Annotated in this window: 12 protein-coding genes and 2 pseudogenes; 13 read left to right on the forward strand and 1 reads right to left on the reverse strand. The window is 60.7% G+C overall.

Features of this window, described 5'->3' with window-relative positions; genetic code table 11:
* Positions 1 to 511 (forward strand): annotated as a pseudogene (locus ACLIRY_RS22350) (IS701 family transposase); the annotation flags it as partial.
* Between the two features lie 24 nt (positions 512 to 535).
* Here ACLIRY_RS22350 and ACLIRY_RS22355 read toward each other — a convergent pair.
* Positions 536 to 1,390, reverse strand: a pseudogene (locus ACLIRY_RS22355) (IS4 family transposase); the annotation flags it as partial.
* Positions 1,391 to 1,896: 506 nt separating this feature from the next.
* Here ACLIRY_RS22355 and boxC point away from each other — a divergent pair.
* The 12 genes from boxC to ACLIRY_RS22415 all read left to right on the forward strand — a co-directional run bounded on the left by boxC (position 1,897) and on the right by ACLIRY_RS22415 (position 14,127).
* Complete coding sequence (gene boxC / locus ACLIRY_RS22360; RefSeq protein WP_413207642.1) at positions 1,897 to 3,546, forward strand: 2,3-epoxybenzoyl-CoA dihydrolase; 1,650 nt, start codon at positions 1,897 to 1,899, stop codon at positions 3,544 to 3,546.
* A 34-nt stretch (positions 3,547 to 3,580) separates the two neighbouring features.
* Positions 3,581 to 5,047 carry a benzoyl-CoA 2,3-epoxidase subunit BoxB gene (boxB, locus tag ACLIRY_RS22365; protein ID WP_413207643.1) on the forward strand — a complete coding sequence of 489 codons (1,467 nt, stop codon included), beginning with the start codon at positions 3,581 to 3,583 and terminating at the stop codon, positions 5,045 to 5,047.
* Between the two features lie 90 nt (positions 5,048 to 5,137).
* On the forward strand, positions 5,138 to 6,355 hold the full coding sequence (boxA, locus tag ACLIRY_RS22370; RefSeq protein WP_413207644.1) for a benzoyl-CoA 2,3-epoxidase subunit BoxA: 1,218 nt from the start codon (positions 5,138 to 5,140) through the stop codon (positions 6,353 to 6,355).
* Positions 6,356 to 6,367: 12 nt separating this feature from the next.
* A complete protein-coding gene (locus ACLIRY_RS22375; protein ID WP_413207645.1) occupies positions 6,368 to 6,835 on the forward strand; it encodes an acyl-CoA thioesterase in 468 nt (155 codons plus the stop codon).
* A 59-nt stretch (positions 6,836 to 6,894) separates the two neighbouring features.
* Positions 6,895 to 8,094 (forward strand): ABC transporter substrate-binding protein, encoded by a 1,200-nt coding sequence (locus tag ACLIRY_RS22380; protein WP_413207646.1) that lies wholly within the window; start codon positions 6,895 to 6,897, stop codon positions 8,092 to 8,094.
* A 107-nt stretch (positions 8,095 to 8,201) separates the two neighbouring features.
* Positions 8,202 to 9,062 carry a branched-chain amino acid ABC transporter permease gene (locus ACLIRY_RS22385; protein WP_413207647.1) on the forward strand — a complete coding sequence of 287 codons (861 nt, stop codon included), beginning with the start codon at positions 8,202 to 8,204 and terminating at the stop codon, positions 9,060 to 9,062.
* 44 nt (positions 9,063 to 9,106) lie between these two features.
* Positions 9,107 to 10,186: a branched-chain amino acid ABC transporter permease gene (locus tag ACLIRY_RS22390; protein ID WP_413207648.1), complete on the forward strand. Its 1,080-nt coding sequence runs from the start codon at positions 9,107 to 9,109 to the stop codon at positions 10,184 to 10,186.
* Positions 10,179 to 10,940, forward strand: a complete 762-nt coding sequence (locus ACLIRY_RS22395) for an ABC transporter ATP-binding protein (RefSeq protein WP_413207649.1) — start codon at positions 10,179 to 10,181, stop codon at positions 10,938 to 10,940. Before ACLIRY_RS22390 ends, ACLIRY_RS22395 begins: the two co-directional genes overlap by 8 nt.
* Positions 10,937 to 11,704 (forward strand): ABC transporter ATP-binding protein, encoded by a 768-nt coding sequence (locus ACLIRY_RS22400; protein ID WP_413207650.1) that lies wholly within the window; start codon positions 10,937 to 10,939, stop codon positions 11,702 to 11,704. The genes ACLIRY_RS22395 and ACLIRY_RS22400 overlap by 4 nt, the downstream gene beginning before the upstream one ends.
* Positions 11,705 to 11,841: 137 nt before the next feature.
* A complete protein-coding gene (locus ACLIRY_RS22405; protein ID WP_413207651.1) occupies positions 11,842 to 12,420 on the forward strand; it encodes a hemerythrin domain-containing protein in 579 nt (192 codons plus the stop codon).
* A gap of 204 nt (positions 12,421 to 12,624) precedes the next feature.
* Positions 12,625 to 13,551, forward strand: coding sequence for a helix-turn-helix transcriptional regulator (locus ACLIRY_RS22410; RefSeq protein ID WP_413207652.1), 927 nt, complete (start codon positions 12,625 to 12,627; stop codon positions 13,549 to 13,551).
* Between the two features lie 258 nt (positions 13,552 to 13,809).
* A complete protein-coding gene (locus tag ACLIRY_RS22415; protein ID WP_413207653.1) occupies positions 13,810 to 14,127 on the forward strand; it encodes a hypothetical protein in 318 nt (105 codons plus the stop codon).
* The last annotated feature ends 172 nt before the right edge of the window (positions 14,128 to 14,299 follow it).

Genomic DNA, 14,299 nt, shown 5'->3' on the forward strand with positions numbered 1-14,299 from the left:
CTGCGGGGGTGCCGTTCTCCTTCGTGGCGGCGGACAGCGTCTATGGCACGGGAGAGATCGAAACAGTGCTGGGCAAGGGGGCAAGGGCTACGTCTTGGGTGTCGCCGCCAATCATGTGTTCCGGTCCCGGGGCAAACCGCAGCCCGTCGGCGGCACCGCTGCCGAGATCGCGCAACACCTTCCCGAGAGCGCCTGGCGGCGGCTGTCGGCAGGCGAAGGAACCAAAGGGCCGCGCCTGCACGACTGGGCCTATCTCGAACTGGCCGATCTCGAGGCCAACGAATACAACAGCTCCCTCACCGGGGAGTGGACACGGGGCCTGTTGATCCGCCGCACCATCGCCGACGGCGATCTCGCCTTCTTCTCCACATGGTGCCTCACGGGCACGCCGATGGAAAAGCTGGTATCGGTGGAAGGCCATCGCTGGGCCATCGAGGACAGCTTCGAAACCGCCAAGAACGAACTCGGCCTCGATCACAACGAGATAAGCGATCAACGCCACGTAGATCTGAATACGGACAGCGTTTTCGCCCCGGCCCAGGAATGTTTTGATTTTCAGGTTCTGACTGATCCACTTGAAGAACAGTTCAATTTGCCACCGCTCCTTGTAAAGCGCGGCGATTTCCTCGGCGGACCGGGCATGGTCATTGGTGATGAGGTGGAGAGGCGCCTTGCCCTCTCGAAACACGATCACCTCCCGCAAATCGGTGTCAAAAAGCGGGTTTTTCGCCCCACCCCTGGGTTGCTTGTGGCCGAGCCGAATGCGTTGATCACCAAGCACCGCTTCTCCCCGCGCGTCTGGGGGGCGAACATTTCGGCGATGGGCATTGCTTTTCAAACGCGTCACGAAGAGCGCGCCGCTTTCGACAATCTCCTTCCACCAGCCATAATCGGTATATCCCTTGTCGAAGACATAGGTTGTCCCGGCCTCCAGGGGCATGACCCGCCCTTCGGTCAGGTCAGAGACTTTCGGCGAGGTGATGGCGAAATGCACGGGCCGGGCGGCCCGCAGATCGTAGGGCATGTGTAGCTTCAGGCCCCGACACCGGTAATCGGCCTGGGCCCAGTCAAACCGCCCGTCCCGGAGGGGAATGGGCGAGGTGTCAATCAGTTGAACCAACTCCTCGCCTTCCTGCTTGGGGCCACGGGCCAGCTGGGCCATGAGGGTGGCTGCGACATCGCGGAATACGGCAACCGGGCGAGAGGCCGACGCGTCACTGAGCGTCGTACGCTTAGGAAAACGTAGGCCGACATGATAGAGGGCACAGGGGCGCGAAGAGAGGACTTCAACGATTTCCCGCAAGCTTTTCAACCCCGCGAATTGGGCGAACAGCAAGGTTTTCAGATGGCGTTCGCAGGTCCAGGCGCCATCCCCTCCCCCACACCTCAATCCCCGGAATGGGTTGCGACGATCGCTTTCAGACCGCGGCGATCGAGTGGTTTCAGAAGACGATGAAATGCTTTAGGAGTGAAGGGCATGGCAGACCTCAAAATTAAGTTTGGCGACATGATTTTGGGCTGAAAGACAGGCTGTGTCTGCCATGCACCGCATCTCCTCGAAAAAATCCCGGGCAGCAGTGCGCATAGACGGGGATGACGACGGAAGAGTCACCGGTTCCTTTCCTTGCCTTCAAAACAAGCACTATATTGCAGATCCGCGACTCCCAGTCGCGGCTCTTTCCGTATGGTTGCCTTCCACAGGCCGCTTAAAAAAAAAGAGACCGACCATCAAGGGGTTTAGGTGGGGTATGGGGCGGAACGGAAATGGGGTGCCGGGCAGCGAGCCTCCCAAAACCTTCAATATGCAATTTATTGCTTGATTGATCCCCGCAAAAGGAAATATAGTCTCTCTCAGATCGGAAAAATCATTCCAAGAGCTATCATCGGAGATCAATCGTGATCGACTTTCAGACCAACCCGGCGGCCTACAAGCACTGGACGCTCTCGTTCGAAGGGCCTGTGGCCTACCTGACCATGGACGTGAACCCGGAGGGGACCCTCGTACCCGGGTATGAGCTGAAGATGAATTCCTACGACCTAGGCGTGGATATCGAGCTGTATGACGCCGTGCAGCGCCTGCGCTTCGAACATCCCGAAGTCGGGTCCGTGGTGCTGCGGTCCGGCAAGGAGCGGATCTTCTGTGCCGGCGCCAACATCCGCATGCTCGGCAAATCCAGCCATGCCCATAAGGTCAACTTCTGCAAGTTCACCAACGAAACCCGGAATTCCATCGAGGACGCCACCGAGTATTCCCGCCAGCGCTATATCTGCGCAGTGAACGGCACGGCGGCCGGTGGAGGCTACGAGTTGGCGCTCGCGACTGACCACATCATGCTGATCGATGACGGCAACGCCTCGGTCTCCCTGCCAGAAGTGCCCCTGCTCGCGGTATTGCCCGGCACCGGCGGACTGACCCGCGTGACCGACAAGCGCAAGGTTCGTCGCGACCGCGCCGACATTTTTTGTTCCATCGAAGAAGGCGTGCGGGGTTCCCGGGCCGTGGATTGGCGCTTGGTGGACGAGGTGGTGCCCGGGTCGCGTTTCGCAGACGTGGTGGCGGAGCGGGCCAAGGACTTTGCCGCCGCCTCCGATCGGCCAACCGATGCCAAGGGCATATCCCTGACACCGCTGAAGCGAGAGGTCGGCCCGGATACGGTGATCTACCCCCATGTCCGGGTGGATATCGATCGCGCCCGCCGCGTCGCCACCATCACCCTTATGGGCCCCGAAACAGCCGCGCCCGCCGATGTCGCGGCGGTGGCCGCCCAAGGGGCTGATTTTTGGCCGCTCGCCCTGGCGCGGGAATTCGACGACGCCCTGCTGCACCTGCGCACCAACGAGACCGAGATCGGCACCCTGATCTTCAAGACCCTGGGCGATCCCAAGGCCGCCGTCGACTACGACCGTCTGATGGCGGACAACGCCGAGAACTGGCTGGTTCGCGAGATTCTGCTCTACTGGAAGCGCACCCTGAAGCGGGTTGACCTCTCCTCCCGCACCCTGGTGACCCTGGTCGAACCCGGCAGTTGCTACGCCGGTGTCCTGGCCGAGTTGATCTTCGCCGCCGACCGCTCCTTCATGCTCGACGGCCAGTTCGAGGGTGACAACCGGCCCCCGGCGCGGATCCTCCTGACGGGCGCGAACTTCGGCCCCATGACCATGAGCAACGGCTTGACGCGCCTGGAGACCCGCTTCCTGGGTGAACCGGACAGCGTGGAAACCGCCAAGGGCCGGATCGGCGACGATCTGCTCGCCGCCGATGCAGACACCCTGGGTCTGGTGACAGAAGCCCTCGACGACATCGATTGGGAAGAGGAAATCCGCATGATGGTCGAGGAACGGGTCGGCTATTCGCCCGATGCCCTCACCGGCATGGAGGCCAACCTGCGTTTCCCCGGCCCCGAAACGATGGAAACCAAGATCTTCGGGCGCCTGACCGCTTGGCAGAACTGGATCTTCCAGCGTCCAAACGCCGTCTCCGACGGGGGAGCGCTTAAGCTCTATGGGACCGGCACGCGTCCCACCTACGACCACAATCGTGTTTGATCCAAAATACGCAATCACCAAGGGGAAGAGGCAAATGTCCGAAGGAACCGCCGAAAACATTGTTGTCGAGGTCAATTACGATGACCTGATTCCGAACAATGTCGACCTGTCCAACGACCGTCGTCTGAAAAAGGCGCTGGAGGACTGGCACCCGGGCTACATTGACTGGTGGAAGGACATGGGTCCCGACGGGTTCCAGGAATCCGAGGTCTACCTGCGCACAGCGGTGGGTGTGGATCCGGAAGGCTGGGCCCAGTTCGGCTACGTCAAGATGCCCGAATACCGCTGGGGCGTCCTTCTGGCCCCGAAGGAAGAGGGGCGCACAATCCCCTGCGGCAAGCATAAGGGCGAACCCGTCTGGCAGGAGGTCCCCGCCGAGTACCGCTCGTTGCTGCGGCGCCTGCTCGTCGTGCAGGGCGATACGGAGCCGGCATCCGTCGAGCAGCAGCGCCATCTGGGCAAGACCGCGCCGTCCCTCTACGACATGCGCAACCTGTTCCAGGTCAATGTCGAGGAGGGCCGCCACCTCTGGGCCATGGTCTACCTGCTGCAGAAATACTTCGGTCGTGACGGCCGAGAGGAAGCCGAAGCCCTGCTGCAGCGCCGCTCCGGCAACGAAGACAAACCCCGCATCCTGGGTGCCTTCAACGAAAAGACGCCGGACTGGCTGTCCTTCTTCATGTTCACCTACTTCACCGACCGGGACGGCAAGATGCAGCTGGAGGCCTTGGCCCAGAGCGGCTTCGATCCCCTCTCGCGCACCTGCCGCTTCATGCTGACGGAGGAAGCCCACCACATGTTCGTCGGTGAAAGCGGCGTCTCACGCGTAGTGGAGCGCACCTGTCAGGCCATGAAGGAGGCCGGCATCACCGACGCCAACGATATCGAGGCCGTGCGCGCCCTGGGCGTCATCGACCTGCCGACGATCCAGAAAAAGATCAACTTCCATGTCTCCGTCACAGAGGACCTGTTTGGTTCCGAAGTTTCGACCAATGGCGCGGCAGCCTTCGAAGCCGGTCTGAAGGGACGCTATCAGGAAACCAAGATCGACGACGACCACCAGCTCTACAATGACACCTTCAAGGTGTTGAAGGTGGTGGACGGCGCCCTGGACTGGGTCGAGGAGCCCGCCCTGAACGCGGTCAACGCCCGCTTGGTCTACGACTACATCAACGACGCCGCAGGAGGCGTTGGCCGGTGGAACAAGTTGATCAAGAAGATCGGTATCGATTTTGAATTGACCATGCCGCATATGGCCTTCAACCGGCGAATTGGCGAGTTTTCCGAAGTGTCCGTGACCCCTGACGGCGAGATCATCGACGCGGCCACCTGGATGGAGCGCCAAAACGAGTTCCTGCCCTCCGACGACGATTTGACCTTCCTGCTAAACCTCATGCAGCCGGAAAGCCGCCAGGGCCAATACGCCTCCTGGATCGCCGCACCCAAGGTCGGGGTCAACAAACAGCCCGGCGATTTCGAATACGTGAAGCTGTACGGCTGATCTCTCCCTGAACTCACCGGAGACGGGCCTGAAGCCCGTCTCCGGCCCTTTTCTCGTCGGTTTCCAACCAAGACTCAAGCCGGAGGTCTCATGTCCGTCATACGCCAGCACTTGATCGATCCGGAGATTTGCATTCGCTGCAATACCTGCGAGGAAACCTGTCCCGTCGAGGGCGCGATCGAGCATGACGAGAACAACTACGTTGTAAATGCCGACATCTGTAACTACTGCATGAAGTGCATCGCTCCCTGCCCCACGGGGGCCATCGACAACTGGCGCACGGTCAAAACACCCTATCCTCTGGTGGAGCAATACGGCTGGGACGAACTCCCCGATGAACAGGAAATTTCCGACACCGAGGTCACCAGTAGCGCGGAACAAGCCAAGGAAGTCGAGGCCAACACGATCCTCGCCGTAGCCCATAGTGGCGAAGGTCAGGTTCTCCCGCCCTTTTCCGCCGCGCATCCCTTCATCAACATCTACACCCGCGAGAATCCCGCCATCGCCCGGGTCGTCGGCAACTACCGGATCACCGAGCCGGACAGCACCTCGGACATCCACCACATTATTCTTGATTTCGGCACCACCACCTTTCCCGTGCTGGAGGGGCAGTGCATTGGCGTGGTCCCGCCGGGCGAGGATGCCCGGGGCAAGCCCCACCAGATGCGCCTCTATTCCGTAGCCAGCCCACGCGACGGCGAGCGCCCCAACCACAACAACCTCTCCCTCACCGTCAAACGGGTGGTGACCGAGGAAAACGGCATCACCACCCGTGGGGTCGCTTCCAACTACCTCTGCGATCTGGAGCGCGGGGATACGGTCCAGGTGACCGGTGCCTTTGGGTCGACTTTCCTGATGCCCAATCACCCCGAAGCCAATCTGATCACCATTTGCACCGGCACCGGGTCGGCACCCTTCCGGGCCATGACGGAACGACGGAGGCGCAAACGCAAGCACGGTGATCCGGGCAAGATCTGGCTGTTCTTTGGCGCCCGGACCCGGGGCGAACTGCCCTATTTTGGCCCCCTGCAGAAGCTGCCCGACAGCCTGATCCGCAAGGATCTCTGCTTCTCGCGGGAACGGGACCAGCCGAAGGAATACGTACAAGATCGCATGCTGACCTGCGCCGATGAACTGGCCGAATGGCTGCGCAATGAACACACCTACGTTTTCCTCTGCGGCCTGAAGAGCATGGAGGTGGGCGTCGAGGCGGCCTTCCAGAAGATTTGCGACGACCACGGCATGGACTGGCAGGAACTGCGCCGCCAGATGCGCGTGGCCGGTCGCTACCATGTCGAAACCTACTAGGGGCGCGCGGACATGACGGCACCCTACCTCCATCATCGCGTGATCACCTGGGGAGACACCGATGCCGCCCAGATCGTGTACACCGTGCGGTTCTTCGACTTCGCCATGGAGGCCATCGAGGGCTGGTTCCGCAGCGTGCTCGGCCTGGACTGGTACGCGCTCAACATAGACCGACACATCGGCACGCCCTTCGTGAATGTCGCCATGGACATCTCGGCTCCGCTCACCCCCCGCGACCACCTGTGCTGCGCCGTCCATGTGGAACGGTTGGGCCGTGCCTCGCTGACCCTCAGGGTTCTGGGCCGGAAGGAGGATGGCACCGAGAGCTTTGACGCCCGCCACACCTGCTGTTTCGTCAACAGCCAAAGCATGACGGCGATCCCCGTGCCCCCGGAGTTTCGCACCCCCATCGAAGCCTACTGCGGGGCCGGTGGGGGGATCACCCCCCGTGCGCCCCGGCGGGAGGCCGAAAGCGCATAGCGGCGCAACGTCGCCGTTTCATGAAAAAGAACAATCGATAAACCGTTAGGGAGGTTTCTATGTCCGTGGATATCCGTAGACCCATTTCAATGGCGCGCCGATGGGGCCCGCGGGCTCTGGTCGTGGGCGCCTTGGCCCTTTTCTCAACGGCATCCAGCGCCGCTGAACCGGTGAAGCTGGGGCTGATGCTGCCCTATACCGGAACCTACGCGGCCCTCGGCGAAGCCATCACCAACGGACTGAAGCTGGCCATCGAGCAATCCGGCAACCGTCTGGGGGGCCGGGAGGTCGAGTATGTCGTCGTCGATTCCGAAGCCAATCCCGGCAAGGCGCCCCAGAACATGAACCGTCTGGTGGTGGGTGATAAGGCCGATGTCATCATCGGCCCGGTCCATTCGGGCGTGGCCATGGGCATGCTCAAGGTCGCACGTCAGGAAGGCGCCCTGATGATCATCCCCAATGCCGGCCTCAACGTGGCCACCCGTCAATTATGCGCCCCCAATATTTTCCGCACCTCGTTCAGCGCCTGGCAAACGGCTTACCCCATGGGCCAGATGGCCTATGACCGAGGCTTTCGCAAAGTGGTCACCATCGCCTGGAAATACAGCTTCGGCACGGAATCCCTGGAGGCGTTCGAGGAAAGCTTCAAGGCCGCCGGGGGAGAAGTGGTCAAGCAGATCCTGACCCCCTTTCCCGAGGTCGAATTCCAGTCCTACCTGACCGAGATTGCCTCCCTGAAACCCGACGCCGTCTTCGCCTTCTATGCAGGCGGGGGAGCGGTGAAGTTTGTCAAGGACTATGCCGCAGCCGGCCTCAAGGACAGTATTCCCCTCATGGGATCGGGCTTCCTGACCGATGGCACCTTGAAGGCCCAGGGAGACGCCGCCACGGGGGTCTTGACCACGCTGCACTATGCCGATGGGCTGGATAATCCCACCAACACAGCCTTCCGCAAAGCCTACGCCGACGCCTACGGCACCCAGGCCGACATCTACGCCGTCCAGGGATACGACACCGGGTTGCTTTTGGTGAAGGCGTTTGCGGCCGTGAATGGTGCCACCGACGATCAGAAGGCCCTGATCGCCGCCATGGAAGGCGCCTGGATTGACAGTCCGCGGGGCGCTTGGATCTTCTCCAAGGCCCACAACCCGATCCAGCCCGTTTACCTCCGCGAGGTCCAGAACGGTGCCAACGTGGTCCTGAGGGTCGCCGGAGAGGCGGTGAACGATCCCGCGACCGGATGCGCGATGGCGGAGTAACCCCTCCGCGCGGAGGCTGGGGCCCACGGATGAACCGGTGGGCCCCAGCCTTCCCCGACCCGCGTTTTTCCGTCGCCCCGCCCATCCGCTATCCTAAGGAGGGTCCCGTGGATCCCCTGTTTCTGCTCATCCAAGTGATGAATGGCGTGCAATACGGCCTGTTGCTGTTCCTGGTTTCCAGTGGCTTGACCCTGGTCTTCGGCATCATGGGCGTGATCAATCTGGCCCATGGCGCCATGTACATGGTGGGCGCCTATTTGGCTTATTTCCTGGCCGAACTCACGGGAGGGCTCTTCTCCGGCATCCTTGTCGGGCTGCCCGTCATGTTGGTTCTCGGTGTCCTCATAGAACGCTTCCTGATCGACAAGATCTACAACCGCGATCACCTGTACCAGGTTCTGCTGACCTTCGGTCTGATCCTGATCCTGAACGACATGCAAAGCATTCTTTGGGGCAACGACACCCACGGCGTGGCCGTGCCCGAACTGCTCTCGGGATCGATTCCGCTCACCGAAACGCTCAACTACCCGGTTTACCGCCTCGCGGTATCGGGGATTTGCCTCGTCCTGGCCATCGGCCTCTATGTGGTCATCCAACGCACCCGCCTGGGCATGGTCATCCGAGCCGGAGCCTCCAACCGGGAGATGGTCGAGGCCCTGGGGATCAACATCCGGACCCTGTTCACGATCATCTTCGCAGCGGGGGTTGCCATGGCGGGCTTTGGCGGAATGATTTCTGCGCCGCTCAGTTCGGTCTACCCCGGTATGGGCGACAACATCCTGATCATCTGTCTGGTGGTCGTGGTCATCGGGGGCATCGGCTCAATCAAGGGCGCCTTCCTGGGGGCCATGATCATCGGGTTGGTCAGCACCTTGGGACCGGTCCTCTTCCCCGCGCTCGCCTCCGTCGTCGTCTACCTGGTGATGGCGCTGGTCCTGCTGTGGAAGCCCCGCGGCCTGTTCGCCTGAGCCAATTTGCCCGAGCCTGGCCCGCCTTAGATGGAGTGATCCGTATGTCCGCCGTTCCCCGCCCCGTAACCTTGTTTCTCTGTCTCATGGTGCTTCTGCTGGCCGCCTATCCGCTCTATGCCGACATGGTCTTCGGCGACCAGGCCCAATTCTACCTGCAGAAGCTGACGACAATCATCATCTTCGCCATTTTCGCCATGAGCCTGGATTTGCTGGTGGGAGTAACCGGCCTTGTCAGCATGGGACATGCGCTCTTCTTCGGGGTGGCTGGCTATGCGCTGGGGCTCCTCTCCCCGGAATACGAGGCGGCCAACATCTGGATCGTCCTCCCCGCTACCTTGGCGATCTGCGCAGTCGTAGGCCTCGTCGTCGGGGTGCTCTGTGTCCGCACCTCTGGGGTCTACTTCATCATGGCCACCCTGGCCTTCGGTCAGATGGGGTTCTACTTTTTCAACGATTCCTCCTTCGCCGGGGGCTCGGACGGCATGTACATCATGATGAAACCGGAGGTGGCCATCGCCGGGATTCAGTTGATCGACCTGGAAACCCGAGAAGGCATGTTCTATCTGGCGCTTGGCGCCATGGTGGCGGTCTATCTGATCCTGCGTATGCTGATCCGTGCCCCCTTCGGCCGGGTCCTGGTCGGGATCCACGCCAACGAGCACCGGGTCCGGGCCCTGGGATACAACGCCGTCGTCTACAAGATCTGGTGTTTCGTGATCGCCAGCGTCCTGGCCGGACTGGCCGGATTCCTGGGAGCGACCCAATACGGCTTCGTCAACCCGTCCCAACTGGGGTGGCATAGCTCGGGTTATGCGTTGATGACCGTGATCCTGGGGGGAACCGGGACCATTTTCGGCGCCATCCTGGGGGCCTTCACCTTCGAGATTCTCCATCACGTCTTCGAAAGCCTCACCGACCATTGGTCGACGCTGATGGGCTGCGTCATGATCGGCGTCGTCCTGTTCCTGCCCGCTGGCCTGTCCGGTCTGGCGCTGCGGGTCTTCGCCGAGCGGCGGACCGGGGATAAAGCCACCCAGGTTGCGGACGCAGCAGTCCAGGGCGAAGAAGACCCACGGGCGGAGACACCACCACGCTCAACGGGGGAGGCGACCCATGTCTAAGCTCGTCCTGAAGACCACTGGTCTGACAAAGCGCTTCGGCGGCCTATGCGCGGTGGACGGGGTCGACCTGGAATTGAAGCAAAACGAGGTGCACGCCATCCTTGGCCCGAATGGGGCGGGCAAGAGCACCCTGGTCAACCTGCTCTCCGGGGATCTGGCGCCCACGGAGGGAACGGTGACCCTGGAAGGTCGCGAGATTACCGGCCTGCCATCCCACAAGACCTCCCGATTGGGGATCGGGCGAAGCTACCAGAAGACCAACATCTTTCCTGGCCTGACCTGCGGAGAAAATATTTGGCTCGCGGCGCAATCCCGTCAGCCGACCTCGCTGCGGTTCTTCCGGCCAGCGTCCCGGATGGACGATGTCCGCGCCCTCATGGAGGCCAGTTTAAGCCGATGTGGCCTCGCCCATCGGGCCGACACCCCGGCAACGGCCATGAGCTATGGCGAACAGCGCCAGTTGGAGATCGGGATGATGTTGGCGACCCAACCCCGGCTCCTGCTGATGGACGAGCCCATGGCCGGCATGGGTCAGGAGGAATCCGAAATGCTGGTGGAGCTGATCAAGACCCTGGCGCACGACTACACCATTCTGTTGATCGAACACGACATGGATGCCGTTTTCGCCGTCGCCCATCGTCTCACGGTAATGGTCAACGGACGGGTTCTGGAAACCGGCGGTCCGGACCAGATCCGCTCCAGCATCCAGGTCCAGGAGGCCTATCTCGGCAGCGAAGCGAGGAGTCTGGCATGAGAACAGCAAGCAACGGCGCGCGTAGCGGCCTCATCGTCCCAAACGGCGCGCAGGGCGATCCCATTGTCCAAGCAGAGGGTCTGCAGGTGTACTATGGTGCGTCCCACGTCCTGCATGGTGTCAACTTCACGGTCCGCCGGGGCGAGACCGTCAGCCTGATGGGGCGCAACGGCATGGGCAAGACCACGACCCTGCGCTCCATCCTGGGGTTCGTGCCCCCCCGGCAAGGCAGGGTGCGGATCCTGGGCGACGACATGACCGGGGCCCGCCCCTACAAGGTGACTCGCCGCCACATCGCCTATGTCCCCGAAGGGCGGGGCATGTTTCACAATCTGTCCGTCCGCGAGCATCTCCTCATGCCCGCACGCACCGGGATCGACGGAGCGCGCCGCTGGACCTTCGATCGTGTGATGGCAACCTTTCCCCGCTTGTCGGAGCGACTATCGAACATGGGCGGCCAGCTTTCCGGAGGGGAACAACAAATGCTGGCCATCGGCCGGGCCCTGATGACCAACCCCGAACTGCTCATACTGGACGAGGCAACGGAGGGACTCGCTCCGCTCATCCGCGAGGAAATCTGGCGCATCATACAGATCGTCAAAAACGATGGCATCTCCACGGTGATCGTCGACAAGAACATCGGTCCCATTCTCGACATGGCGGATCGCAACGTGATCCTCGTCAAAGGGCGCGTCGTTTTCGAGGGGGACAGTGACACCTTGCGGGCCAATCCCGAGGTGCTGGCTAAAAATATCGGGATTTAGAGGGAAACGGGATCAGCTTGGAACAAGCTGGCCCCATTTCACTCTCATTCTATAAATTTTAGAGTATCTTCGAGGCCAAGTTTGGTCGCGAAGCGACCCAACTTGATCTCGGAATACTCTAGGGGAAGGGACAGACCATGCGGCCAACCGTCACCATCATCAGGACCGAACATCGGCGTCTCGCGGCCGTCATCGACTGCTTTGTCGGGGTGTTGCGGGACCTGAATTCGGGGAAAAGCAAAGCGGCTCCTGACGTCGATCTCCTCCAATCGATCCATAACTATTTCCGCTCTTTTCTCTATACCTTCCACCATCCGAAGGAAGAGGAGCACCTGTTTCCCTCCCTGGCGGCGCGGGTGCCCGCCCTGGCCGAAGTCATCGACCGCCTGGAAGGCGAACACGCCCGGGGCCTGGAGATGCTGGACAACCTCGACCGGGCGCTGGAGGCACTCCGCGCCGGGGCGACCGATGACCTGAGCGCCTATTTAGCGGCGGCGGAAAGCTACCAGGATCTGGAATGGAAACATATGGCCCTGGAGGAACGGGATATCCTGCCCCTCGCCCAGAAGGCCCTGGAGTCCGCCGATTGGGACAGGCTGGACGCGATCTTCACGGACCACGAGGATCCGATTTTCGGTGACAAACCCCGGGCAGAGTATGAATCCTTGCTGACGGCCATTGTCAATCGGGCGCCTTCTCCCCACGGACTGGGATAGGGGGCTGGTCCTTGCGCGATACGGCCGACGGGGTGTCGCGCACTGGCATGAGGTTTGGTGCCGGAAACATTGACGATTCCCAGCGTTCCAACGTAGGTTGATGGCTCGATCCCCTGACCGGGAACGGTAAGCGGAACTATGAATCCGGTTGTCCGCGTCCGCTCATGGCTTAATCTATTTCCCTGGTGGACCGAAGAAAATCACATGGCCACGAACGGATATCTTGCCGCCGAGTCCATCGACAAATTGAACCCCGAAGATCTTGCCCTTCTGGAGACCTACATCACGGGCATCGGAGAGCGCATCAAGGTGATCCGGTCCCGGCGTGGCATGACCCGGAAAGATCTTTCCAGGCATTCCGGCGTCTCAGAGCGCTATCTTGCACAGGCGGAGAAGGGCAAGGCCAACTTTTCCATTGCCATTCTCTGGCGCATATCCCATGCCTTGAACGTGGAAATTCCCGATCTGTTTCCAGGGGCCGAGGAAGATCCTGGCGCCTTGCACACCCTCGTGCGCGGTTTGTCTCCGGTCCAACGTCAGGAGGCCGTCGACCTTTTGAGGGAGCGTTTCTTGAACTCTTCCGCAGCCGGTCACGGCGTGGCCCTGATTGGCTTGCGCGGCGCTGGAAAAACACGCCTTGGAAGCCTTCTGGCCGATGAATTCAAGGTCCCATTCATCCGACTTGGCGCGGTGGTCGAGAAGCTCGCCCAGATGGATATTGGCGAGTTGATTTCCCTGGGGGGCCAGAAGGCCTTTCGCCGTGTTGAATTGCAGGCGCTTAAACACGTGATTGAAACGCATCCCCGTGCCGTCGTGGAAGCCGGAGGCAGTCTGGTATCGGAGACGGAAACCTTCAAATTGCTTTTGTCTTCCTATCACACGGTCTGGATCAAGGCGGCGCCAGAGGAGCATATGCAAAGGGTGATCGATCAAGGCGATCTCCGCCCCATGAGCGGGAACGACGAGGCCATCAACGACCTGCGGGAGATCCTCAAGGAACGAGAGCCGGAGTACAGATTGGCGAATTCTATTCTTGATACGACCGGTCGCAGCATCACCGATTGCATTATCGAATTGGTCAACCATACCCGACCCTATCTGACCAAGCAGGACGAGCCCGTCAAGCCGTGATGGCATGATGAGGGGGATGCCCAAGTTCCCACCGATCTTAGACGCGACCCCGAAATGACTTTCATTATTTCAATGGCTTAGAGTGCTCCGAGATCAACCTTGGATGCCCGTTTTACGGGCATGATGGAGCTCTTTAAAATCACAGTGTGAACCTTGGTTTGGGCTCTCACATCGCCTTTAGAAGGCTGTGCGGATTCCAGAAAAAATGATAGAACAAAAAGAAGGGAGAAATCAAAACAACACGCGGGAAATGCCGCAATGCAATATACGAATATTGTTGTCGCAGATGAAGTTCCTTTCCTTCTTAGTGAAGAGGGGGTGAAGGACTTTATGCGTCGCAAGAAGGACTACAGCTATTCCTTGCCCCATCAAGGGGGAGGAAAGTCTGCAGACGACGCGGAGCAACTGAGTCGGTTGGTGGCCCGGGATGATCCCGACTTGATCGCGACAATCGGAGATTTGGGGCGGGTGGCACTCCACCCGCAGTGTTCGATTGATGTCAAGGCGGTTCCTTTGGGACAGGCTTGGCGCATTGTAACCGTCTCCCAGTTCGAGGTCCTTCTCCTGGATCCCTGAGATCCCCCCCCAGTCCAAGAGCCCACCCGAAATGACGCTCCTTATTTCAATTACTCGTCGTCATTCCCGCGTACGCGGGAATCCAGATGCGCTGCCGGTTGCTGCACAAAAACACAAAACCTGGATCCCCGCTTTCGCGGGGACGACGGAAAAAGAGTTTTTCCGCATCTTG

This window comes from Rhodospirillum sp. A1_3_36 (assembly GCF_047263945.1).
In the GTDB taxonomy this organism is placed as follows: domain Bacteria; phylum Pseudomonadota; class Alphaproteobacteria; order Rhodospirillales; family Rhodospirillaceae; genus Rhodospirillum.